The sequence below is a fragment of the Sphingomonas sp. Leaf242 genome (genome assembly GCF_001422045.1).
Lineage (GTDB): Bacteria > Pseudomonadota > Alphaproteobacteria > Sphingomonadales > Sphingomonadaceae > Sphingomonas.
Map to the genome: position 1 here is coordinate 352,177 of NZ_LMLW01000008.1, position 22,266 is coordinate 374,442.

22 protein-coding genes are annotated in these 22,266 nt (G+C 65.7%); 9 read left to right on the forward strand and 13 right to left on the reverse strand.

Translation table 11 applies throughout. The features are described from left to right. Positions 1-18 precede the first annotated feature (18 nt). On the forward strand, positions 19-741 hold the full coding sequence (gene phbB / locus ASF09_RS09515; protein ID WP_056053415.1) for an acetoacetyl-CoA reductase: 723 nt from the start codon (positions 19-21) through the stop codon (positions 739-741). Between the two features lie 395 nt (positions 742-1,136). Here the strand turns inward: phbB and murA are convergent, their stop codons facing one another. Continuing rightward, entirely contained in the window at positions 1,137-2,420 is a 1,284-nt protein-coding gene (gene murA / locus ASF09_RS09520) for a UDP-N-acetylglucosamine 1-carboxyvinyltransferase (RefSeq protein WP_060525991.1), read from the reverse strand. Positions 2,421-2,670: 250 nt separating this feature from the next. On the opposite strand from murA, the gene ASF09_RS09525 reads away from it, so the two are divergent. After that, complete coding sequence (locus ASF09_RS09525; protein WP_060526305.1) at positions 2,671-3,354, forward strand: Crp/Fnr family transcriptional regulator; 684 nt, start codon at positions 2,671-2,673, stop codon at positions 3,352-3,354. Between the two features lie 160 nt (positions 3,355-3,514). Here the strand turns inward: ASF09_RS09525 and clpS are convergent, their stop codons facing one another. From clpS to ASF09_RS09545, 3 genes are all read right to left on the reverse strand, one after another. Then, positions 3,515-3,853, reverse strand: coding sequence for an ATP-dependent Clp protease adapter ClpS (gene clpS, locus ASF09_RS09530; RefSeq protein ID WP_060526306.1), 339 nt, complete (start codon positions 3,851-3,853; stop codon positions 3,515-3,517). A 193-nt stretch (positions 3,854-4,046) separates the two neighbouring features. Beyond that, positions 4,047-4,508, reverse strand: a complete 462-nt coding sequence (locus tag ASF09_RS09535) for a phasin family protein (protein WP_060525992.1) — start codon at positions 4,506-4,508, stop codon at positions 4,047-4,049. A gap of 336 nt (positions 4,509-4,844) precedes the next feature. Then, complete coding sequence (locus tag ASF09_RS09545; protein WP_060525994.1) at positions 4,845-6,563, reverse strand: PHA/PHB synthase family protein; 1,719 nt, start codon at positions 6,561-6,563, stop codon at positions 4,845-4,847. Positions 6,564-6,897: 334 nt separating this feature from the next. Here ASF09_RS09545 and ASF09_RS09550 point away from each other — a divergent pair, with 334 nt between their 5' ends. From ASF09_RS09550 to ASF09_RS09560, 3 genes are read left to right on the forward strand one after another with little or no spacing between them, the layout of a single operon-like run. Next, positions 6,898-8,106 carry an LL-diaminopimelate aminotransferase gene (locus ASF09_RS09550; RefSeq protein ID WP_060525995.1) on the forward strand — a complete coding sequence of 403 codons (1,209 nt, stop codon included), beginning with the start codon at positions 6,898-6,900 and terminating at the stop codon, positions 8,104-8,106. 11 nt (positions 8,107-8,117) lie between these two features. Further along, positions 8,118-8,894: a sulfite exporter TauE/SafE family protein gene (locus ASF09_RS09555; RefSeq protein WP_060525996.1), complete on the forward strand. Its 777-nt coding sequence runs from the start codon at positions 8,118-8,120 to the stop codon at positions 8,892-8,894. 1 nt (position 8,895) lies between these two features. Then, positions 8,896-9,321 (forward strand): acyl-CoA thioesterase, encoded by a 426-nt coding sequence (locus ASF09_RS09560; RefSeq protein WP_060525997.1) that lies wholly within the window; start codon positions 8,896-8,898, stop codon positions 9,319-9,321. Between the two features lie 139 nt (positions 9,322-9,460). Here the strand turns inward: ASF09_RS09560 and ASF09_RS09565 are convergent, their stop codons facing one another. Continuing rightward, positions 9,461-9,940, reverse strand: a complete 480-nt coding sequence (locus tag ASF09_RS09565; protein ID WP_060525998.1) for a winged helix-turn-helix transcriptional regulator — start codon at positions 9,938-9,940, stop codon at positions 9,461-9,463. Positions 9,941-10,108: 168 nt separating this feature from the next. Between ASF09_RS09565 and ASF09_RS09570 the strand changes: the two genes are divergently transcribed. Continuing rightward, entirely contained in the window at positions 10,109-12,214 is a 2,106-nt protein-coding gene (locus tag ASF09_RS09570; protein ID WP_060525999.1) for a RelA/SpoT family protein, read from the forward strand. Positions 12,215-12,261: 47 nt separating this feature from the next. Continuing rightward, on the forward strand, positions 12,262-13,299 hold the full coding sequence (locus tag ASF09_RS09575; protein WP_060526000.1) for a glycosyltransferase family 2 protein: 1,038 nt from the start codon (positions 12,262-12,264) through the stop codon (positions 13,297-13,299). A 217-nt stretch (positions 13,300-13,516) separates the two neighbouring features. On the opposite strand, the gene ASF09_RS09580 is transcribed toward ASF09_RS09575, so the two are convergent. Together ASF09_RS09580 and ASF09_RS09585 are read right to left on the reverse strand one after the other, a co-directional pair. Then, positions 13,517-14,245 carry a class I SAM-dependent methyltransferase gene (locus ASF09_RS09580; RefSeq protein ID WP_060526001.1) on the reverse strand — a complete coding sequence of 243 codons (729 nt, stop codon included), beginning with the start codon at positions 14,243-14,245 and terminating at the stop codon, positions 13,517-13,519. A gap of 28 nt (positions 14,246-14,273) precedes the next feature. After that, the gene (locus tag ASF09_RS09585) at positions 14,274-14,699 is read right to left on the reverse strand and encodes a GtrA family protein (protein ID WP_200912556.1); all 426 of its coding nucleotides are present in this window, start codon (positions 14,697-14,699) and stop codon (positions 14,274-14,276) included. Positions 14,700-14,823: 124 nt separating this feature from the next. On the opposite strand from ASF09_RS09585, the gene ASF09_RS09590 reads away from it, so the two are divergent. Next, complete coding sequence (locus tag ASF09_RS09590; RefSeq protein ID WP_060526002.1) at positions 14,824-16,611, forward strand: hypothetical protein; 1,788 nt, start codon at positions 14,824-14,826, stop codon at positions 16,609-16,611. 105 nt (positions 16,612-16,716) lie between these two features. Here the strand turns inward: ASF09_RS09590 and ASF09_RS09595 are convergent, their stop codons facing one another. The 6 genes from ASF09_RS09595 to ASF09_RS09620 all read right to left on the reverse strand — a co-directional run bounded on the left by ASF09_RS09595 (position 16,717) and on the right by ASF09_RS09620 (position 20,723). After that, complete coding sequence (locus tag ASF09_RS09595) at positions 16,717-17,337, reverse strand: MarC family protein (protein WP_056053460.1); 621 nt, start codon at positions 17,335-17,337, stop codon at positions 16,717-16,719. Continuing rightward, positions 17,334-18,209 (reverse strand): bifunctional methylenetetrahydrofolate dehydrogenase/methenyltetrahydrofolate cyclohydrolase FolD, encoded by an 876-nt coding sequence (folD, locus tag ASF09_RS09600; RefSeq protein ID WP_060526003.1) that lies wholly within the window; start codon positions 18,207-18,209, stop codon positions 17,334-17,336. The genes ASF09_RS09595 and folD overlap by 4 nt, the downstream gene beginning before the upstream one ends. Further along, on the reverse strand, positions 18,206-18,517 hold the full coding sequence (locus ASF09_RS09605; protein WP_082444218.1) for a DUF167 domain-containing protein: 312 nt from the start codon (positions 18,515-18,517) through the stop codon (positions 18,206-18,208). Before ASF09_RS09605 ends, folD begins: the two co-directional genes overlap by 4 nt. Further along, positions 18,514-18,816 carry a YggT family protein gene (locus tag ASF09_RS09610; RefSeq protein ID WP_060526004.1) on the reverse strand — a complete coding sequence of 101 codons (303 nt, stop codon included), beginning with the start codon at positions 18,814-18,816 and terminating at the stop codon, positions 18,514-18,516. The genes ASF09_RS09605 and ASF09_RS09610 overlap by 4 nt, the downstream gene beginning before the upstream one ends. A 215-nt stretch (positions 18,817-19,031) precedes the next feature. Beyond that, positions 19,032-19,949, reverse strand: coding sequence for an acetylglutamate kinase (gene argB / locus ASF09_RS09615; protein ID WP_060526005.1), 918 nt, complete (start codon positions 19,947-19,949; stop codon positions 19,032-19,034). A 126-nt stretch (positions 19,950-20,075) separates the two neighbouring features. Next, positions 20,076-20,723: a queuosine precursor transporter gene (locus tag ASF09_RS09620; protein WP_060526006.1), complete on the reverse strand. Its 648-nt coding sequence runs from the start codon at positions 20,721-20,723 to the stop codon at positions 20,076-20,078. Between the two features lie 142 nt (positions 20,724-20,865). Here ASF09_RS09620 and ASF09_RS09625 point away from each other — a divergent pair, with 142 nt between their 5' ends. Next, positions 20,866-22,131, forward strand: coding sequence for a NupC/NupG family nucleoside CNT transporter (locus ASF09_RS09625; RefSeq protein ID WP_060526007.1), 1,266 nt, complete (start codon positions 20,866-20,868; stop codon positions 22,129-22,131). Positions 22,132-22,266 lie beyond the last annotated feature (135 nt).

The window sequence follows — 22,266 nt, forward strand, 5'->3', positions numbered from 1 at the left end:
CACTGAGGAGAGAGACTGATGGCACGCGTCGCAATTGTAACCGGTGGTACGCGCGGAATCGGCGAAGCGATCAGTCTCGCATTGCAGGACATGGGCCTGACCGTCGCGGCCACCTATGCCGGCAACGACACGCGCGCGAAGGAGTTCACCGAGCGCACGGGTATTGCGGCCTACAAGTGGGACGTCGCCGATTATGACGCGTGCCAAGCGGGCTGTGCGCAGGTCGCCGCCGATCTGGGCGATGTCGATATCGTCGTGAACAATGCCGGCATCACCCGCGACGGCACCATCCTGAAGATGACCTACCAGGATTGGAAAGAGGTGATGGACACCAATCTTGGCGGTTGTTTCAACATGGCCAAGGCCGTCTTCCCCGGCATGCGGACGCGCAAATGGGGGCGGATCGTCAACATCGGCTCGATCAATGGGCAGGCCGGGCAGTACGGCCAGGTGAACTATGCTGCGGCCAAGTCGGGCATTCACGGGTTCACGAAAGCCTTGGCCCAGGAAGGCGCGCGTGCGGGCGTGACGGTCAATGCGATCGCGCCGGGGTATATCGATACGGACATGGTCGCGGCGGTGCCGGCCGACGTGCTGGAGAAGATCGTTGCGAAAATCCCGGTCGGGCGCCTTGGCCAGGCTACCGAGATCGCGCGCGGCGTAGCGTTTCTGTGCTCGGAGGAGGGCGGGTTCGTTACCGGGTCTACGCTGAGCATCAATGGCGGGCAGCACATGTACTGACGGGCGCAGGCGCGGCAACGTCCGCGCCGATGCCAGCAAGCGGAGCGAGCGGGAAGCGCCCGGCACGGCCGGCGGGTCGGCTAGGCCGAACCCGTCCGACGGCGGCTTTGCCGGCGGCGCTGATTAGATGTCTACCGGATTACCGAGGACGGTCTTGCTTGATCCTGGGCCCCCGCCTTCGCGGGGGAACGAGTAGCGCTGCTTACACCGAACGCCACAGCGTCCGCGGCGAGCAAGGAAGCCAACGAAGCGCTCGGCAACCTACTCCCTCTCCCCTCCGGGGAGAGGGTGGGGGTGAGGGGAGTTCCAGGCGCAGCATTGCTTGGCTGCCCCTCACCCAACCCTCTCCCCAGAGGGGAGAGGGCTACCCCGGCTCAAACTAGGACACCAAGCCCTCACCCGTCGCTAGCGCGCTCGATATCCGCACCAACCGCGCTCAGCTTCTCCTCCAACCGCTCATACCCACGGTCGAGGTGATACACCCGGCCCACAGACGTCTCACCGTCCGCCGCCAACCCCGCCAAGATCAAGCTCATCGAAGCCCGCAGGTCGGTCGCCATAACCTGCGCGCCGACCAGCTTGTCGACGCCGCGGACCATCGCGGTGCGGCCGTGGACCTGAATGTCCGCACCCATCCGTGCCAGTTCGGGCACGTGCATGTAGCGATTTTCGAAGATCGTTTCGGTCAGCATGCTGGCGCCGTCGGCCATGCAAAGCATTGCCATAAATTGGGCCTGCATGTCGGTGGCGAAACCGGGGTACGGCGCGGTCGAGAGGGTCAGGGGTTGCAGTTTGCCGTCCGACGCGACGCGCACGCCGTCCTTGGTCGGCGTCACCGACACGCCCGCCTCGACCAGCGCATCGATCGTCGCGCCCATGTCCGGGATCGACACGCTGACCAGTTCCAGTTCGCCGCCGGTAATCGCCGCCGCGCACGCGTAACTGCCCGCCTCGATCCGGTCGGGCATCACCGCATAGGTCGCGCCGTGCAGCCGGTCGCGGCCTTCGATCGTCAGCGTCTCGGTGCCGATCCCGTCGATCGACGCGCCCATCGCGACCAGGCAGTTGCAGAGGTCGACGATCTCCGGCTCACGCGCGGCGTTCTCGATCACCGAGGTCCCCTTGGCGAGCACCGCCGCCATCACGACGTTCTCGGTCGCGCCGACCGAGACGATCGGGAAGCGGAAGCGTCCGCCCGGCAGGCGCCCCCCCGGCGCGATCGCCTTCACATAGCCCGCGGCCATCTCAAGTTCGGCACCGATTGCCTCAAGTGCGCGCAGATGAAGATCGATCGGCCGATTACCGATCGCGCAGCCACCCGGCAGCGACACCGTCGCCTCGCCGCCCCGCCCGAGCAACGGCCCGAGCACCAGAATCGACGCACGCATCTTTCGCACGATATCGTATGGCGCTTCGGTCGAGGTCAGATTGCCCGCGCGGATCGTCATCACCCGGCCGAAGTCCTCCGGCCGCGTCCCCTGGATCGCGGTCGACGCGCCTAACTGGTTGAGAAGATGTCCGAACCCGTCGACATCCGCCAGCCGCGGCAGATTGCGGAGCGTCAGCGGCTCTTCTGTCAGCAGCGCGCACGGCATCAGCGTGAGCGCGGCGTTCTTCGCGCCGGAGATGGGCAGGCGCCCGGACAGGCGATTGCCGCCGCGAATGAGAATACGGTCCATCCCGGGTGTCTATCGCGGCTGGCGTTCTGCGCAAGGGCCGCGCATCGATCGGGCGACGGGCGGATGCTGCCCAGGGGTCAAGTCCCGCGTTGGGACCGCCCCCTGCTTCCGTAGCGCTAACACCCCCGCTTGATCGACTTTAATGCGCGGAAATCCTAGCTTTGCTCTGTGGTTCTCGAACATTGGGGACCATTACAGAGTGCCGGACAGCTGCTTCGCCGACCGCGTCGGCGATCTCATCGACCTGTCGATGAACGAGAAGGCTGCGTTAGCGCGGTTGGAGGAGCGCCCGCGAGACTTGCGTCGCGGTGCCGTCCTCGTGCGCGAAAATGATCCGCAGGCCGAACTCTTCATCCTGCAGCGCGGCATGGCGATGAGCTATGTGCTGCTCGATGACGGCAGCCGCCAGATTCTGCGCTTCCTCTATGCCGGTGACATGCTGGCGGTCTCGGCGCTGGTGTACCGCGACTCCCCCGAGACGGTGGTCGCGCTGACCGACTGCACGGTGTGTTCGTTCGATCGTTCGGCGATGACCGGGCTCGTCACCGATCACCCGCGGCTGTCGGCGCTGATCATGGTGATGAACCAGATGGAGAAGGTCGCGCTGACCGACCGTCTCGCCGCACTCGGTCGCACCTCGGCCAAGGCGCGGATCGCGGCGTTGCTGCTCGAGATGCGCAACCGGATGCGGATGCGCGACCGCGCGATGGGCGACAGCTTCACGCTCGGTCTGACGCAGGAGGAGATCGGCGACGCCACCGGCCTCACCGCGGTCCACGTCAACCGGATGCTGCGGCAGTTGGAAGAAGACGGGCTGATCCGTCGCGAGACGGGCCGAGTTACGCTGCTCAACGAGGTGCAACTCGCGCAGGCGGCGAATTACATCGACCGGTTCGACGGGCTGGACCTGCGCTGGTTGCCACCGGCGCGGTAACTTCTGCTGAAATCCCCGCCCGTCAGAGGGAGGTGGCTGGCCCTGCCAGATGGAGGAAGGGGACACGGAGCAGGGGTTTTCGCTTCCCCCTCCGTCATCTTCGGTACCACCTCCCCCTTGCGGGTGAGGATCAACACGAAGTTTAGCTTAAAGTGTCAGCTCACGCCTTCTCGAGCGTGCACTGCAACGGATGCTGGTTCTGCTTGGCGAAATCCATTACCTGCGACACCTTCGTCTCCGCCACCTCATAGCTGAACGTGCCGCAGACCCCGACGCCCTTCTGATGAACGTGGAGCATCACGCGCGTCGCCGCTTCCATGTCCATCCGGAAGAAACGCTGGAGACAGAGCACGACGAACTCCATCGGCGTGTAGTCGTCGTTGAGCATCAGCACGCGGTACGGCGTCGGTTGTTTGGTCTTCGCGCGCGTCTTGGTCGCGATGCCGGCGCCGGTGCCGCCATTGCCATCCTCGCCACCATCGTCGCGGCGGTCGGCCATCTGCTCGCCCGTCCGCCGGGGAGTCGTCATTTCAGGGGTCAAAAGCATGCCGTCGAAATATGGCATGCCGGGGGGCAAGAGCAAGGGGGGGCACCCGCAAACCTTGCGCGAAATCCGCAACGCAAAAAGGGCGACCGTCGCGTGACGGCCGCCCCTTTCGTATCGCATCGCCCGAGGGCGGCGCGCTATCGGCTTATGCCGAGATCTTCATCTTGTCCGTCGCGACCGCAACGCGGTTCGAGATCGGCTGGGCGAACTCGCCAAACATCTTCAGCAGACGCTCGGTCGAGCGCGAGCCCTCGGCGATCATCGTGTCGAACGCGGTACGCGCGTAGTCGCCTTGGAGCTTCATGAACTCGGTCGGCGACTTGGCGGCGGCGAGCGTCTTGGCGGCTTCGGTCGCGCTCTCGAACGAGGTCTTGGCGTACTTGGCAGCTTCGTTGCCGAGCGCCTCGACGTTCTTCGCGGCGATCTTCGACGATTCGACCAGCGCCTCGATGTTGCCCTTGCCGAATGCGGTCATGTCCTCAACCATCTTCGCCGACTTTTCCATCGCGCCCTTGGCCTGCTCACTGAATTCGCTGGTAGTGGTGCCGCTGAACCCATTGGTGAACAGGGCCTTGGTCTTCTCGGTGATGCTCTGGATCGTGTCCATCGTGGCGTCCTTTGTGTCGCTAGCTGGGATCCCCGTTGGCGCGGTGGCCATAATCGGGGCGGGAGAGTCCGGTTGCGGCGATACAAAAGCAGCCGCGGGAGGTGTGTCGATCGCCGGCGTCTTGGCGACCGGCCTGGGTGCCGGTTGTGCCGGCTTGGCGACGGTCCGAGGAGCCTTCGCGGTGGCGACAGGCTTCGAACCGGCCTTAGCCGTCCGTTTCACGATATCCACCATCCACGCACCTCTCTTCGGAGTTATGTCGCGGCCCTTCTACACGATTCGCGGCGGCGCACAATGAATTTGTGCACTGCACCATGACGTAAACGTAAGGCATCGCTATCGGGTTTTGACGTAGTCGCCGGGCGCATCGCCAAGCGCCTTGAGCATCCCCGCTCCCGGTTGCCTAACACCTTTCGCAGACACAGTTTTCGGATCGATCGCGCGGACCCATTCGACCCAGTCCGGCCACCAGCTTCCCTTGGTCTCGGTTGCCCCCGCAACAAAGTCCTCGAGCGTCGTATGCGCCGAGGGATTGGTCCAAAACTGATACTTGCCTGCTGCGGGCGGGTTCACGACTCCGGCGATGTGCCCCGACCCCGCCAGCACGAACTTCATGGGGCCCGCGAACAGCTGGGTCAGCTTCCACACACTTTCAGCTGGCGCGATATGATCCTCGCGCCCCGCCTGGACATAGCTCGGCGTCGCGACCTTGGTAAGGTCGATCGGCGTACCGTCCACCGTCATCGTGCCCGTCACCAACAGGTTGTCGCGGTACAGGTCGGTCAAATAGCTCAGATGCCATTTCGCGGGCAGGTTGGTCGTGTCGCCGTTCCAGTGGAGCAGGTCGAACGGCACGTAATCCTGCCCCAGCAGGTAATTCTGCGTGACGTAGTTCCAAATCAGGTCGCGCCCGCGCAACAGGTTGAACGTCGTCGCCATGTACCGCCCGTCGAGGAACCCCTCGGGCGACAACGACGCGACCATCTTCAACTGCTCGTCGTCGATGAAATGCTGCAGTTCGCCCGCCTGCGCGAAATCGACCTGCGCGGTGAAGAACGTTGCGCTAGCCACCTTTGTCGCCTCATCCCGCGCCGCCAGCAGCGCCAGCGTCGCGGCCAGCGTCGTTCCCGCCACGCAATATCCGATCGTATGCATCGCCGGCACCTCGAGCGCGGCACGAACCGTGTCGATCGCCTCGACCTGCGCACCGACATAGTCGTCCCAGACCACGTCCTTCATGCTCGCATCGGCCGATTTCCACGACACCATGAACACGGTGATGCCCTGCTCCACCGCCCAGCGGATGAAGCTCTTCTCGGGCGTCAGGTCGAGGATGTAGAACCGGTTGATCCAGGGCGGGAAAATCACCAGCGGCGTCGCCAGCACCTTGTCGGTGGTCGGACTGTACTGGATCAGCTCGTAGAGCGGCGTGCGTTTCACCACCTTTCCCGGCGTCATCGCCAGGTTGCGCCCGAGTTCGAACGCACCGTCGGGCGTATGCGTCACCTGCCCTCGGGCAAGATCCGCCATCATGTTCTGCAGGCCCTTCAGCAGATTCTCGCCGCGCGTCTCGATCGTCTTCTCGATCACCTGCGGGTTGGTCAGCGCGAAATTGGTCGGGCTCATCGCATCGACGAACCCCTTGGTCGCGAATCGCAGCTGCTCCTTCTGCTTGGGGTCGAGCCCGTCGACCGCCTCGACGCCGCGCAGCATGTGATCGCCGATCAGCTGATAACTCTGCCGGATCAGGTCGAACACCGGCTCGCGCCACTGCGGCGCCTTGAAGCGATTGTCGGTCACCGGCGCGGGTTCGGGCGCCTTGGCCGGATCGAGAAACCGCTGCCACAGCGTCAGGCTCTCGGTCCAGAAATCTCGCGCGCGCTCCAGTGTCGCGGGGTCGCTGAAGCCGGGGATCGCCGGGATTCCCTCGGGCTTGGCCTGTATCGCGGCGAGCCCCTGCTCCATCATCATCTGCTGCGCACGCCCCATCACCCACGTCCAATGCTGGAGATCGGGCAGGGTCGGCGTGGAGGCGTCGGGAGGAGTATCGGCCATGGCATCCTCTGGTTTTTCGGGAGCTTAGCCGAGGCAATGGTTCAGCGGAAGCGGGGTGGTTGCTGGCGCAAGGTCCCGTCGCCATACCGCCCCGTCAATCACCACCCAACGTCCAACCACCTCCCCGGCGAAGGCCGGGGTCCAGTTGGGAGACGTTGCTGGTGAACGGTGCGCCACGTTACTGCAACCTCTCCACCTGGGCCCTGGCCTCCGCCGGGGAGGTGCATTCCGTCCAAATCAGAATACCCCAGCTTTCGCCCCCTCGACGAATGAGGCGGATGACGCCCCCTCTCACCTGCGGTACAGCACCCGCTCCTCCAGCTAGAGGCTGATCATGTCCGAAGACTTCTACCGCATCAAACGCTTACCCCCCTATGTCATCGCCGAAGTGAACGCGATGCGGGCGGCGGCGCGCGCGGGCGGGGAGGACATCATCGATCTCGGCATGGGCAATCCCGACCTGCCGCCCCCCGAGCACGTCATCGAGAAACTCGTCGAAGTCGCGCGCAAACCCAGCGCGCACGGCTATTCGCAGTCGAAGGGCATCCCAGGCCTGCGGAAAGCCCAGGCGAATTATTACGGCCGCCGGTTCGGCGTCGACGTCGATCCCGAGACCGAGGTCGTCGTCACGATGGGCTCGAAGGAAGGCCTTGCGAGTCTGGCCACCGCGATCACCGCGCCCGGCGACGTCGTGCTCGCGCCCAACCCGTCCTATCCGATCCACACCTTCGGCTTCATCATCGCCGGCGCGACGATCCGCGCGGTGCCGACGACGCCCGACGAGGCGTATTTCGAGAGCCTCGAGCGCGCGATGGCGTTCACCGTCCCCGCGCCGTCGGTGCTGGTGATGGGCTATCCGTCGAACCCGACCGCCGAAGTCGTCGATCTCGCCTTCTACGAGCGCGTCGTCGAATTCGCGAAGAAGCACAAGCTGTGGGTGATCTCCGACCTCGCCTATTCGGAACTGTATTTCGACGGCAAGCCGACCCCCTCGATCCTTCAGGTGCCGGGCGCGAAGGACGTCGCGATCGAATTCACCTCGCTCAGCAAGACCTATTCGATGGCCGGTTGGCGGATGGGCTTCGGGGTCGGCAACAAGACGCTGATCGCGGCGATGACGCGCGTGAAGTCGTACCTCGATTACGGTGCGTTCACGCCGATCCAGGCCGCCGCCTGCGCCGCGCTCAACGGCCCGCAGGACATCGTCGAGCGCAACCGGCAACTCTACCACAAGCGTCGCGACGTGCTGGTCGAGAGCTTCGGCCGCGCCGGCTGGGACATACCGAGCCCCCGCGCGAGCATGTTCGCCTGGGCCCCATTGCCACCCGCGCTCGCGCACTTAGGTAGCCTTGAGTTCACCAAACAATTGCTGACTCACGCGCACGTCGCGGTGGCTCCAGGGGTGGGCTACGGCGAAAACGGCGAGGGCTATGTGAGAATCGCGATGGTCGAGAACGAACAGCGGCTCCGCCAGGCGGCGCGCAACGTGAAGAAATATCTCCAGTCGATGGGCGTCAACACGCCCGCGCGTGGCGCTGGCTGACCTTCGCCAGCGTGGATATCAATCCGTTATATTCGGTGGCCGGCGTGCTCGTCGGCCTCATCGTCGGGCTGACGGGTGTCGGTGGCGGGTCGCTGATGACACCGCTTCTGGTGCTCGTCTTCGGCTTCCACCCCGCCACCGCGGTCGGCACCGACCTGCTCTACGCCTCGGCGACCAAGACGGTCGGGACGACGGTGCATGGCTGGCGCGGCACGGTCGACTGGCAGGTCGTGCGCAGGCTCGCGACCGGCAGCGTCCCCGCGGCGATCGCGACGCTGCTCGTGCTCAACCATCTCGGCGAGAAATCGTCCGACACCGGTCACGCGATTACCGCCGTGCTCGGCGTCACGCTGATCCTGTCGGCGGTCGCGACCTTCTTCCGCGGCAAGATCGTGACGTGGCTGACGCCTCGCATCGGCACGGTTGGCGGCGAACGCCAGGCGATGCTGACGATCCTGCTCGGCGCGGTCCTCGGCGTGCTCGTATCCCTCACCTCGGTCGGCGCCGGCGCGCTGGGTATGACCGCACTGCTGATCCTGTACCCGACGCTGCCGATCAACCGGCTGGTCGGCTCCGACATCGCCCACGCCGTGCCGCTGACCTTGCTTGGCGGGATCGGCCACTGGATCCTCGGCTCGGTCGACGTCGACCTGCTCGTGTCGCTGCTGATCGGCTCGATCCCCGGCATCATCGTCGGCAGCCTGATCGCGACGCGTGTCTCGGACCGCGTGCTGGTCCCGGTCCTCGCGACCGTGCTGGCGCTGGTCGGCGTGAAGCTGATCTTCTGACATGCGGCCGGGCTTCGCCTTCTCGACCAGGTTCCGCGTGCGCTATGCCGAGATCGACGGCCAGCGCATCGTCTTCAACTCGCGCTATCTCGAATATGCCGACGTCGCGGTGACCGAGTTCTGGGAATGGACCGGGATCGCGGAGGCTCTGCCGGACGTCTGGCCGACCACCGAGTTCAACGTGCGGCGGACGGAGATAGATTATCTCAAGCCTTTCCGTCTCGGGGACACGGTGGAGGCGTTCGTGCGGATCGAGAAGCTTGGGACGACCAGCCTGACGAAGCGGTTCGAGCTCGCGCATGCGGAGACGGGGGAATTGCACACCGTCATCACCATGGTCAGCGTGCACGTCGATCTTGAGACCGGCCGCCCAGTCTCGCTGCCGGACGTGATCCGCACGGTGCTGGCGGAGTTGCCCAACTCCTGAACCACATGGCACCTCCCCGGCGTAGGCCGGGGCCCAGTTGGAAAGGTCGCGGTAACGACGCGCAACGCTTATCAGCGCCGTTCCCCAACTGGCCCCCGGCCTCCGCCGGGGAGGTCCCTGTCGGCAAGTTAGCCGTCTCTTACTCCGCCGCCTCGGCCTCTACCCCGTCCCCGGCAACCTCGCCCGGAAGCGCCCAGATCAGGTCGCCCTTCCCCAGCACGCGCCCGTCGTGCGACCGCACCGACACAGGCTGCAACGGCCGCCGATCGCGCGCGTCGACCAGGATCGGGAACGCCGGCACGCACGTCTCCCACCGCTCGCCCCATTGCCGCAGCGCGATCATCGTCGGCAAAAGCGCGAAACCCTTGTCGGTCAGACCATAGGCGATCTTCCGCCGATCCTCCGGGATGGGCTGCCGCTCGAGGATCCAATGCTCGACCAGCCTCGCCAGCCGGTTCGCGAGGATATTGCGCGCGATCCCCAGTTCCGACTGGAACTCCTCGAAATGATGCAGGCCATTGAACGACGCGCGCAGGATCAGGAACGACCAGCGCTCGCCCATCGCCTCTAGCGCGGCAGGCAGGCTGCATTCCAGCAATGGTTCGCGCAACTTGCCCATCACGTCATCCTCATCCGCCGCGAGCGTACCGCATAACCCGCCGAAGCGAAACGCCCCGCTTATCCTGCGTTATGTCCCCCGCCCGCGAACGACTGACGCAGCCACTAGATCACAGTGATGCGACGCTTTTTGTTGCCAAAAGTCCCCGCCCGGCCCCATCTACGGTCCGTGCTGCGCCAATATGAACTGGTCGATCGCGTCCTCGACTACGATCCCGACGCCGACGAGGCGATGCTGAACCGCGCCTATGTCTTCTCCATGCAGGCGCATGGGAGCCAGAAGCGCGCGTCCGGCGACCCGTATTTCAGCCACCCGATCGAGGTGGCCGGGATCCTCACCGACCTCCATCTCGATGCCGAGACGATCGCCACCGCGATCCTCCACGACACGATCGAGGATACCGTCGCCACGCCCGAGGAGATCGAGCGGCTGTTCGGCGCTTCGGTCGCGCGGCTGGTCGACGGCGTCACCAAGCTCAGCAAGATCGAAGCGCAGACCGAGAACGAACGCGCCGCCGAAAATCTGCGCAAATTCCTGCTCGCGATGTCCGACGACATCCGCGTGCTGCTGGTGAAGCTCGCCGACCGCCTTCACAACATGCGGACGCTGCATCACATCTCGAAGCCCGAGAAGCGCCGTCGCATCGCCAAGGAGACGATGGACATCTACGCGCCGCTCGCCGAGCGGATCGGCATGTACGAGTTCATGCGCGAGATGCAGTCGCTCGCGTTCGAACAGCTCGAGCCCGAAGCCTCCGAATCGATCAACCGCCGCCTCGAACAGCTCAAGCAGGGCGACGGCGACCGGATCGCCAAGATCGCGTCGGGCCTGAAGCTGGTGCTGTCGCGCGCCGGGGTCGAGGCGGAGATCTCGGGGCGTGAGAAGCACCCCTATTCGATCTTCCGAAAGATGTCGGAGCGCCACATCAGCTTCGAACAGCTGTCCGACGTCATGGCGTTCCGCGCGATCGTGCCGACCGAGGAGGATTGCTACCGCGTGCTCGGGATCATCCACCAGCGCTGGCCGATGGTGCCGGGCCGGTTCAAGGATTACATTTCGACGCCCAAGCGCAACGGCTATCGCTCGCTGCACACGTCGGTGATCCACGCCGACAGCGCCCGGATCGAGATCCAGATCCGTACCGCCGACATGCACGCACAGGCCGAGTTCGGGCTGGCGGCGCACTGGGCGTACAAGCAGCAGATCAACGGCAGCGACCGGCAGGTCAGCTGGATCCGCGATCTCGTCGAGATTCTCGATACCGCCGAGAGCCCGGAAGAGCTGCTCGAACACACGCGGATGGCGATGTACACCGATCGCATCTTCGCGTTCACGCCGAAGGGCGAGCTGATCCAGCTGCCCAAGGGCGCGACCTCGATCGACTTCGCGTATGCGGTGCACACCGATCTCGGCGACCAGGCGGTCGGTGCGAAGGTGAATGGCCGTGTCGTGCCGCTGTCGACGGTGATCGAGAATGGCGACCAGGTTCAGATCCTGCGCTCGAAGGGCCAATCACCGCAGCCGCAATGGCTGAATGTCGCGACCACCGGCAAGGCGCTGGCCGCGATCCGCCGGCACCTGCGTCAGAAGGAGCGCGTCGAGCAGATCGCGCTCGGCCAGACCTTGTACGAGGATATCGTCACCCGCCTGCCCGCGCAGATCGGCACCGATGCACTGAGCCATGCGCTGAAGCGGCTGAAGCTGCCCGACGATTCGTCGCTGATGGTCGCGATCGCGCGGCGGACGCTGTCCGATGCCGCGGTGATGGAGGCGCTGATGCCCGGCTCGGCGGGCGCGGACGTGACGCACGCACTGGCGCCGCAATCGAGCGCGATCTCGATCAAGGGCCTGACCCCCGGCGTCGCCTACGACCTCGCGACGTGCTGCCATCCGGTGCCGGGCGACCGGATCGTCGGGTTGCGCCGGCCCGATGCGGGAATCGAGGTCCACGCGATCGACTGCAAGGTTCTCGCCGAACTCGCCGAGCGATCGGAAAACGAGACCGACTGGGTCGACGTTGCCTGGGGTGACGAGACCGAGGGCGCCGTCGCGCGCATATCGGTGATGGTGAAGAACGAACCGGGCTCGCTCGGCATCGTCTCGACGATCATCGGCGGGCACAAGGCGAACATCATGAACCTGCGGCTCGATACGCGCGACAAGAGCTTCCACACCAACGAGATCGACGTCGAGGTGCATGACGTGCAGCAGTTGATGCGACTGATGGCCGGGCTGCGCGCGGCGGATGCGGTGCACAGCGTGGAGCGGGTGTAGAGACATCTGTCGATGACGGCGGGCGCGACGGACGCTAGACGGGGCGAATGAATCGTCCGTCCCTTTCGATCGTCGTCCCCTGCTATAACGAGGCAGCGTGCCTCGACATCCTGCACGCGCGCATTTCGGGTGCGGCAAAGGTCGCGGTCGGCGACGACTACGAGATCGTCTTGATCAACGATGGGTCGCGCGACGACAGCTGGCACGTCATGCAACGCCTTGCCGCCGCCGACCCGCGGCTGGTCGCGATCAACCTGTCGCGCAACCACGGCCACCAGCTTGCGCTGACCGCCGGGCTGGACCTGTGCGCCGGCGAGCAGATCCTGATCATCGACGCCGACCTGCAGGACCCGCCCGAACTGCTGTCCGACATGCGCGCGGCGATGGCGGCGAGCCAGGCGGACGTGGTGTATGCGGTGCGCCGCCAGCGTGCGGGCGAGACGGTGTTCAAGAAGGCGACCGCTGCTGCCTTCTATCGCCTGCTGACGCGGATGACCGAGACGCCGATCCCGCTCGACACCGGCGACTTCCGCCTGATGAGCAGGCGGGCTCTGGATGCGTTCCTTTCGCTTCCCGAGCAGGCCCGCTTTATCCGCGGCATGGTCGCCTGGATCGGCTTCAAGCAGGTCCCCTTCCCCTATGATCGCGCCGAGCGGCTGGCGGGGGAGACGAACTACCCGCTGGCGAAGATGATCCGCCTCGCGTTCGATGCCGTCACCGGCTTCTCCACCGCGCCGTTGCGGTTCGCCAGCCACGCCGGGCTCGCGCTGACCGGCGTGTCGCTGCTCCTGTTCGTCTATATCGCGATCGGCTGGTTGTCGGGCAGCGCGGTGCAGGGCTGGACCTCGACGATGCTCGTCACGGTGTTCCTCGGCGCGGTGCAGATGTTCGTGCTGGGGATGATCGGCGAGTATCTCGGGCGGCTGTACGTCGAGTCGAAGCGCCGGCCGCTGTATATCGTCGCCGACGTTGCGGGGCCGATCCAGGGCAAGGCGACACTCGGGTTCCGCGCGGAGCCCGTCGAGGCCCCCCTCTCCGACCGTCTCGAGCCTGCTGTTACCGCGGCGTTACCGCCCAAAGGTTAGGATAAGGTCACACCGAGAAACACTTCGACAGGCCGCGAAGGGGGGTATTCATCGTCATACGCGTGCAAAGCCTGTCGGCGCCTGGGGTACGCAGGCGATAGTGACGGCCTGAACGAACCGGATGACGAGCATGACACCGGCGGGGCGTGTAGGACAGCGGGAAAATACCCCGGCCTTCGCCTGGGAACGGGGAAGAAGGCGGTACGTCCCTCGAGCGTCAGCGCGGCACCGCCAGCGTCACGATCGAGACGCCCGGGGTCATCGGCATGCGGCCGACCATGTGGCGTTCCAGGCGGAAGATCTTCTCGAACAGCGCATTCACCAGCTTGGGTGGCGGGGAGTCGTCGCTGTCGTCGCGGCCCGAGAGGCGGCCGGCGATCCGCGCCGCCGCCGCCAGCGGGAAGAGCAGCGAGTTGAAATAGCCGAGCTTTTCGGGCTTCAGGCCCGCCGTCTCGATCGCCGTCTTCAGCGTGGCCTTCGAATAGCGGCGGTGATGGTGGTTCACGGTGTCGTGCGCGCTCCACATCCACTGGTGCGCCGGCACCGCGATCAGGATCTTGCCGCCGGGCGCGAGGCAATCCGCCATCGCCTTAAGCGCGGCGACGTCGTCCTCGATATGCTCGACCACGTCTAGCACCGCGATCAGATCGTAGTGCGCGCGGGGTACGCCGGGGAGTTCGGGCAAGGGGGCCGCGCCGACCGGCTTGCCGAGCCGTTCGCTGGCGATCTCGCGCGCGGCCGGGTCGATCTCGATCGCGTCGATGCTGCCGAACGCGGCGAGCATCGGCAAATTGTGGCCGGTGCCGCAGCCGATCTCGAGGATCTTCGCATCCTTCGGCAACGCGCCGTAGCGGGTCAGGTAATCGGCAAGGATGTCGCGGCGCGCGCGGTACCACCAGTGGGTGGAGTCGTGGGCGGCCATCCGGTCGTAGACGATACGGTCCATCAGTAAGTCGTCCAGTTCGTTGGCAGCATCAGTTGAAAACCCAGAGACGGTTGAGCACGAAACTCACGATCGCCGCGAGCAGCACGGCGGGGACGAGCGGGATCCACGGGTGCAGGTGGAACACCGCGGTGCCGACCCACGTGATCAGCGCGTTGAGCGCCAGACCCGCACCCTGGACGATCACGAACTTCACATGCCGCCCAGCGCCCGGCTCCTTGGCGTGTCCCTTGAAGCTCCAGCGGCTGTGCAGGAAGAATCCGACCACGACGGCGACGACGAAGGCGAACGGCACCGCCGCCACCGCCTGACGTGGCGGAAAGACATACGCGGTCAGCGGCAGGTAGACGAGCGAATACACCACGCTGGAAATCCCGCCGGCGATTCCGAAGCGCACGAGCTGGCCGAGCACGCCGCTCGCCCGCATCTGCTCCATCTGTCGCCAAATCGCCTGCATGCCCGCCTTGTTCTTTACCCTCCGGCAAACGCGCCGGTGCCTTGTTCTTTACGGGCACCGCGATAGAGCGACGCTTGAGATACGCCCGCGCATCTAGAGTGCGCGCGGGCTGGAGGAAAGCGTTTTGGATCAGGCACCACTTCAGCGGCGGACGTTGCTGGACGAACTCGATCGGCATTGGATCGCGCTGACTCTGCTCGCCTGGGTGGCGGTGGCGGCGTGGTCGATGTTCGATCGCTGGGGCCAGATCCGCTGGCTGTCGCTCGGCGATACCGACGACAACATGCGGCTGATGCAGGTCCGTGCGCTGCTGGACGGGCAGGGCTGGTACGATCTGCGCAACTATCGGATGAACCCGCCGGTCGGGTTCGACATCCACTGGAGCCGCATCGTCGACCTGCCGATCGCAGGGCTGATCCTGTTCTTCCGCCTGTTCACCAGCAACAGCTGGGCGGAGCGGCTGGCCTGCGGGATCGCGCCGTTGCTGCCGCTGTCGATCGCGATGCTGGGCATCGGTGCGACCGTGCGGCGGCTGATCAGTCCTTACGCGTGGCCCCTCGCGGTCGTGATCATGGTCGGCGCGACCGGCACGATGCTGATGTTCATGCCCGAGCGGATCGATCATCACGGCTGGCAACTCGCCATGCTGAGCCTGACGGTGGCGGGGCTGTGCGATACCAACGGGCGTCGCGGTGGCGCGATGGTCGGGCTCGCCAGCGCGGTGTCGTTGTCGATCGGGCTCGAGCTGCTGCCCTATGCGGCGATGGCGGGGGCGATCATCGCGTTGCGCTGGGTATGGGATCGGTCGGAGGCCGAGCGGCTGTCGATCTATGCGCTGACGCTGGGTGGTGGCAGCACGCTGGGGTTCGCGCTGTTCGCGTCGAACGCCAACCAGGCGATGCGCTGCGACGCGCTGACACCGGTGTGGCTGAGCGTGATGATCGCGGCGGGGATGCTGCTGTTCCTGCTCGCGCGGTTCGGTCCGGCGTCGCGGGGGGCTCGGCTGGCGCTGGCGGTGGTCGCAGGTGCGGCAATCGTTGCCGGCTTTGCGTTGGTGTTTCCGCAATGCCTGGGGCGGCCCGAGGGGATTTCGCCCGAGTTGCAACGCAACTGGCTGGACAATGTCCGTGAGGCCAAGCCGATCTACAAGCATAGTTTCCGCGTCGGGTTCGCGCTCGCGACGCTGCCGATCATCGGGCTGATCGGGGCGATCCTTGCCGCCTGGCGCGCGCGTCGCGACGACCGGGCCGTGGGCTGGGCGGCGGTCGCGCTGTTCACGGCGTTCGCGTGCGCAATGCTGCTGTGGCAGGTTCGCGCCGGGCCGGCGGCTCAGTTGCTGGCGATTCCGGGGGCGACTGCGCTCGGATGGCTGATCCTGCCGCGGCTGCTCGGCAACCGATCGGTGGCGGTGCGCGTGCTGGGGACGGTCGGTGCGTTCCTGATCGTGTCGGGTCTGTTTGCCGGGATGGTGATCCAGTATTTCCCGATCGACCGGCCGAAGCCGTATGAAAAGCGCGTCAACATGGCGACGGGCAATTGCCTGCGGACGACCGTGCTGCTCGCGCTGAACAAGTATCCGGCGCAGACGATCTTCACCTTCGTCGACATGGGGCCGCGGCTGATCACGATCACGCATCACGACGCGGTGGCGGGGCCGTATCACCGCAACGGCGACGCGATCCTCGACGTCCAGCATGCGTTCGGGGGGACGCCCGATCAGGCGCATGCGATCATCAAGCGGCATGGCGCGACGATGCTGCTGCTGTGCCCGAATGCGGCGGAGTCGACCAACTACAAGGCGCGCAGTCCGAAGGGGTTCTATGCGCAGATGGCGAACAACGAGGTGCCGGCGTGGCTGACGCCGCTACCGCTGCCGGCGAAGTCGCCGCTGCGGTTGTTCAAGGTGGACTGACCTCCCGTCACCCCGGACTTGTTCCGGGGCCCACCGTTCCGCGCACTCAAGTCCATCGAGTTTGCGGAACCGTGGATGCCGGAACAAGCCCGGCATGACGGAGTGTTAGCGCAGCACCTCGGTCAGGCCGTCGATCACGAACTGCACCGCCAGCGCGGCCAGCAGCACGCCGAGCAACCGCGTGATCACCGCCTCGATCTTCGCGCCGAGGATCCGCATGATCGGGCCGGCCGCCAGCAGCGCGACCAAAGTCAGCAGCAGGATCGTCACCATCGCGCCGAGCACCACGGCCGAGCGCTCGAGCCCGCTGTTGCGGCTCATCAACAGCATCACCGACGCGATCGAGCCGGGGCCCGCGATCATCGGCATCGCCATCGGGAAGATCGAGACGTCCTCGACCTCGGGATCGCTCGCCACCTTGGCGGCACGATCCTCGCGGCGCTCGGTGCGTTTCTCGAACACCATTTCCAGCGCGATCAGGAACAGCATGATGCCGCCGGCGATGCGGAAGCTCGCCAGGCTGATCCCGAGACCCTTGAGCAGTGCTTCGCCGAATAGCGCGAACACGAACAGGATCGCCGCCGCGACGCCGACCGCGCGCATCGCCATCGCGCGCTTCTGCACGGTCGAGGCACCGGCCGACAGACCGGCGTAGATCGGCGCACAACCGGGCGGATCGATGACGACGAAGAACGTGATCAGCGACGAGATGTAGAGTTCGATCACAGCGCGGCCTCGTCGATAACGACGCCTTCGCGACGACCCGCCGAGACCAGCGTGTTGCGGAGCAGGCAGGCGATCGTCATCGGCCCGACGCCGCCTGGCACCGGCGTGATCGCGCCCGCGACCTCGACCGCACTCGCGAAATCGACGTCGCCGACGAGGCCGGCATCGGTGCGGTTGATGCCGACGTCGATGACGGTCGCGCCGGGTTTCAGCCAGTCGCCCTTGATCATCTCCGGGATACCGACCGCCGCGACGACGATGTCCGCGCGGCGGATGTGCGCGGGCACGTCCTGCGTCCGGCTATGGACGACGGTGACGGTGCAGCTTTCGCGGAGGAGCAACTGCGCCATCGGCTTGCCGACGATGTTCGAGCGACCGACGACGACGGCTTCGAGCCCGCTCAGCGACGGCAGCACGCTTTTCAATAGCATCACGCAGCCGAACGGCGTGCAGGGGACGAAGCCGGGCAACCCTGTCGCGAGGCGCCCGGCGTTGATCGGGTGGAAGCCGTCGACGTCCTTGTCGGGGTCGATCGCGGCGATGACCGCCTGCTCGTCGATATGCTTCGGCAGGGGCAACTGGACGAGGATACCGTCGATCGTCGGATCGGCGTTGAGCGTCGCGACCAGCGCGAGCAGGTCTTCGGCGGGGACGTCGGCGGGGAGGCGGTGCTCGATGCTCTCCATCCCGGCTTCGCGCGTCGCCCTGCCCTTCGATCGGACGTAGACGTTGGAGGCGGGGTCCTCGCCGACCAGCACGACGGCCAAGCCGGGCGTGCGGCCTGCCTGTGCTCGAAAGGCGGTCACGCCGTCTGCGATACGGGCCCGGAGGCCGGCGGCGAAGGCCTTGCCGTCGATGATGGTCGCGCTCATGCCCGCGGCCCATAGAGCGCGGACGCGATTTCCGCCAGTACAGTGGAGTCGCCGGCGATGTGCAGGCGCTTCAGGCGGGCGGTTTCGCCGGAGACGATGGTGACGGCGCGCTTGGGGACGCCGAATGTCTTGGCGACGAGGGCGGCCAGCCCGGTATTCGCGGCGCCATCGACGGGGGCGGCTGCCAGCCTCGCGGCGAAATGCTCCGCGGTTCCAGCTGTCAGCGCATCGCGACCGCCACGCGGGGTCACCCGGACGGCGATCGCCAAGCCGTCATCGACTGACCGCCAGGCTGCCGGCCCGATCAATAGGCTGCGACGAGGTAGTTCTGCGCGATGTTCGGGATGACGATGTTGGTCAGGATGTAGAGGATCAGCAGCACGACCAACGGCGACAGATCGAGCGCGCCGAAATCGGGGAGCACGCGGCGGATCGGGCGATAGAGCGGCTCGGTGATCTTCTGCAGCGCGTTCCACACCGTGCGGACGAAATCGCTGTGCGTGTTGATGACGTTGAACGCGATCAGCCACGACAGCACCGCCTGGATGACGATGACCCACCAGACGAGGTTGAGCAGCAACTGGACGATCTGAAGAAGGGCGATCAAGGCAAGGGTCTCCGCTGGTGTGTTGCCGATATAAGGTGGCGGGAAGAGAACGAGAAGCCCTGTGGTGTCGCTAGCCTGCGCGACGATTCGAGCCGCACCAGACGCCCTCAGCTCCCGTCATCCTGGGCTTGACCCAGGATCCAGAGCCATGAGCGTTACCCTTGTGGCTCTGGATCCTGACTTTCGTCAGGATGACGGGAGTGGGAGGCGACCTCCTACCGCGAGCGCCCGTTGGCGCTGACCAGCGTGCCTGCACCCTGCTTGGTGAAGATCTCCAGCAGCATCGCGTGGGGCACGCGGCCGTCGATGATGACCGCGGCATCGACGCCCGATTCGACCGCCGCGACGCAGGTGTCGAGCTTGGGGATCATGCCGCCGGTCACCGTGCCGTCGGCGCGCAGTTCGGCGATCCGTGCTGGATCGAGGTCGGTCAGCAGCTCGCCCTGCTTGTCGAGCACGCCGACGATGTCGGTCAGCAGGAAGAACCGCGCTGCGCCCATCGCGGCGGCGATTGCGCCCGCCATCGTGTCGGCATTGATGTTGTAGGTGTGGCCGTCGGCACCGATGCCGATCGGTGCGATCACCGGGATGATGTCGGCGGCGATCAGCGTGTCGAGGATCGTCCGGTCGACCGCGATCGGTTCGCCGACGAAGCCGAGGTCGACGTGCCGCTCGATCCCCTGGAGCTTGTCGGGCTCGCGGCCGTGTCCGACTTTCTGCGCGAGGACGAGGCCTGCGTCCTTGCCCGAGATGCCGACCGCGCGACCGCCCGCCTGACCGATCCAGCCGACGATTTCCTTGTTGATCGAACCCGCCAGGACCATTTCGGCGATCTGTGCGGTCTCCGCATCGGTGACGCGCAAGCCGTCGACGAAGCGCGATTCGACGCCGAGCCGCTTCAACATCGCGCCGATCTGCGGGCCACCGCCGTGGACGACGACCGGGTTGATGCCGACTGCCTTGAGCAGCACCATGTCCTCGGCGAAATCGCGCTGCAATTCCGGGTCGCCCATCGCGTGGCCGCCGTACTTCACGACGAACGTCTTGCCGGCGTAGCGCTGCAGATACGGCAGCGCCTCGGTGAGCGTTTCCGCCTTGGCGAGCAGGGCGGGATCGGGCGTGTGATCGGTCAACTAAACTTCCGTTCGTCTCGAGTAGCCATCGAGCACTCGTCGAGATGGCGTATCGAGAGACCTGTACCTCGATACGAGCCCTCGACAGGCTCGGTCTCTACTCGGCACGAACGGAAAAATCTAACATTATGCCCGGTCCAGCCGCCGCCCGAGTTTCACGAAGAACGTGATCATGAACGGCACCAGCACGATCGACAGTATGACCTTGGTGAGCATTTGGCCCTCCATCAGCGCGACGATCGGCCGTTCGCCGAGGAACGAGATGGTGATGAACAGGATCGTGTCGATGATCTGCGAGATGATACTCGCGATCATGCCGCGTAGCCACACCAGCTTGCCGTCGCCGCTGCCGACCTGGCCCGACAGCTTCGAGAAAATCAGCACGTTGAGCGTCTGCGAGATACCGTAGGAGATCAACCCCGCGATCATCATCCGCGAGCTTTGCCCGACGACGACCGGGAAGGCGTCGACCGCGGGCGGGTACATCCCCGGATCATGCGGCAGCGCCAGCACCAGGTGGATCAGCGCCGCCGACACCAGCAGCGGAATGAACCCGAGGCGGACCAGGAACGTCGCGGTCTTCTGGCCATGGAGCTCGGAAATCGCGCTGCTCAGCACCACCAGCAGGAGGAAGCCGAAGATCCCCGCCTCGACGGCGAGCGGGCCGAGCGCGACCTGCTTCACCCCCAACACGCCGGCGATGCACACCATGCCGCCGTACAGGACCGAGAAAACGAAGAGCGAACGCGGGAACGCGGGAAGTGGTTTGTCCATCGCGCGGGACGCTAGCGAAAACCGCCGCCCCGTCAAATGACTAGCGCCCCTCAAATAACTGGCGAGCGCGGCCTGCCCGTGTCATGTCCCGCCCTTGCGCAGCCGGGGGGCCGCGCGTGTCAGTCAAAAATGCAGGGCGTCCATGGAAAGACTAGTCATCGGCCTTGCAGGCATCGCCGTCATCCTCGGCATCGCCGTGCTGCTGTCGAGCGACCGCCGTGCGATCCGCCTGCGGATCGTCGGCGCCGCGTTCGCGTTGCAGGCCGGGATCGCCGTCCTCGTACTGTATTCGAGCTTCGGCAAGGTCGTGCTCGGCGAGATGTCGGGCGGGGTCGCCAATTTGCTCGGCTATTCGCAGAAGGGCACCGAATTCCTGTTCGGCAAGATGGCGACGCCCGAGATCGGCGGACAGAGCTTCGCGATCGCCGCGCTGCCGGTGATCATCTTCTTCGCCAGCCTCGTCTCGATCCTCTATTATCTCGGCATCATGCAGTTCGTGGTGCGCTGGGTCGGCGGCGGCATCGAGAAGGTCATCGGCGTCTCGAAGGTCGAATCGCTGTGCGCGGCGGCGAACATCTTCGTCGGCCAGAGCGAGTCGCCGCTCGTCATCCGGCCTTATCTGGCGGGCCTCACTCCGGCGCAGCTGTTCACGGTGATGACCAGCGGCATGGCCGGCGTCGCGGGGACGATCCTCGCGGCTTATGCGTCGATGGGGATCCGCATCGACTACTTGCTGGCGGCGAGCTTCATGGCGGCGCCGGGTGGCATCCTGATGGCGAAGATCATCATGCCCGACCGCGTGATGCCACCCGAGGGCGAACTCGCGCTCGGCGATCTGCCGGGCGAGTCGTCGGCGGGCGAACCGATGCCGCAGGCGACCCACGACGAGGAAAAGCCCGCCAATCTGATCATGGCCGCGGCACAGGGCGCGCAGACCGGCGTGCGCCTGGCGGTCGCGGTCGGCGCAATGGTGCTGGCGTTCGTGGCTCTGGTGGCGCTCGCGAATGGTCTGCTCGGCGGGCTTGGTAACATGATCGGGCTGCCCGGCCTCAGCTTCCAGGGGCTGCTCGGCTATGTTTTCGCGCCGATCATGTTCCTGCTCAACGTGCCGTGGAGCGAGGCCGGGATCGCCGGCGGGCTGTTCGGGCAGAAGATCGTGCTGAACGAATTCGTCGCGTATATCTCGCTCGGGACGCAGCAGGGGCTGAGCGCGCGGACGATCGCGGTCATCACCTTCTCGCTGTGCGGGTTCGCCAACTTCTCGTCGATCGCGATCCAGATGGCGGTGACCGGCAGCCTCGCGCCGAACCAGCGTCCGATGATTGCCAAGCTTGGGCTGCGGGCGCTGGCGGCTGGGAGTTTGGCGAACCTGATGTCCGCAGCACTCGCGGGCCTGCTGATCGGCTGAATCCCTCCCATCCGTCATCCTGACGAAAGTCAAGACCCAGGGTAACAAGCGCTGCCCTTCCTGGCTCTGGGTCCTGACTTTCGTCAGGATGACGGAGGGGTTGAGATGACGGCGGGGTTGAGATGACGGAGGGGT

Excerpts from the sequence above, each read along its gene's own strand:
- phbB (WP_056053415.1), top strand. The coding sequence starts at position 19 with ATGGCACGCGTCGCAATTGTAACCGGTGGTACGCGCGGAATCGGCGAA.
- murA (WP_060525991.1), bottom strand. The coding sequence starts at position 2,420 with ATGGACCGTATTCTCATTCGCGGCGGCAATCGCCTGTCCGGGCGCCTG.
- ASF09_RS09525 (WP_060526305.1), top strand. The coding sequence starts at position 2,671 with ATGAACGAGAAGGCTGCGTTAGCGCGGTTGGAGGAGCGCCCGCGAGAC.
- clpS (WP_060526306.1), bottom strand. The coding sequence starts at position 3,853 with ATGGCCGACCGCCGCGACGATGGTGGCGAGGATGGCAATGGCGGCACC.
- ASF09_RS09535 (WP_060525992.1), bottom strand. The coding sequence starts at position 4,508 with ATGGACACGATCCAGAGCATCACCGAGAAGACCAAGGCCCTGTTCACC.
- ASF09_RS09545 (WP_060525994.1), bottom strand. The coding sequence starts at position 6,563 with ATGGCCGATACTCCTCCCGACGCCTCCACGCCGACCCTGCCCGATCTC.
- ASF09_RS09550 (WP_060525995.1), top strand. The coding sequence starts at position 6,898 with ATGTCCGAAGACTTCTACCGCATCAAACGCTTACCCCCCTATGTCATC.
- ASF09_RS09560 (WP_060525997.1), top strand. The coding sequence starts at position 8,896 with ATGCGGCCGGGCTTCGCCTTCTCGACCAGGTTCCGCGTGCGCTATGCC.
- ASF09_RS09565 (WP_060525998.1), bottom strand. The coding sequence starts at position 9,940 with ATGGGCAAGTTGCGCGAACCATTGCTGGAATGCAGCCTGCCTGCCGCG.
- ASF09_RS09575 (WP_060526000.1), top strand. The coding sequence starts at position 12,262 with ATGAATCGTCCGTCCCTTTCGATCGTCGTCCCCTGCTATAACGAGGCA.
- ASF09_RS09580 (WP_060526001.1), bottom strand. The coding sequence starts at position 14,245 with ATGGACCGTATCGTCTACGACCGGATGGCCGCCCACGACTCCACCCAC.
- ASF09_RS09585 (WP_200912556.1), bottom strand. The coding sequence starts at position 14,699 with ATGCAGGCGATTTGGCGACAGATGGAGCAGATGCGGGCGAGCGGCGTG.
- folD (WP_060526003.1), bottom strand. The coding sequence starts at position 18,209 with ATGAGCGCGACCATCATCGACGGCAAGGCCTTCGCCGCCGGCCTCCGG.
- ASF09_RS09620 (WP_060526006.1), bottom strand. The coding sequence starts at position 20,723 with ATGGACAAACCACTTCCCGCGTTCCCGCGTTCGCTCTTCGTTTTCTCG.
- ASF09_RS09625 (WP_060526007.1), top strand. The coding sequence starts at position 20,866 with ATGGAAAGACTAGTCATCGGCCTTGCAGGCATCGCCGTCATCCTCGGC.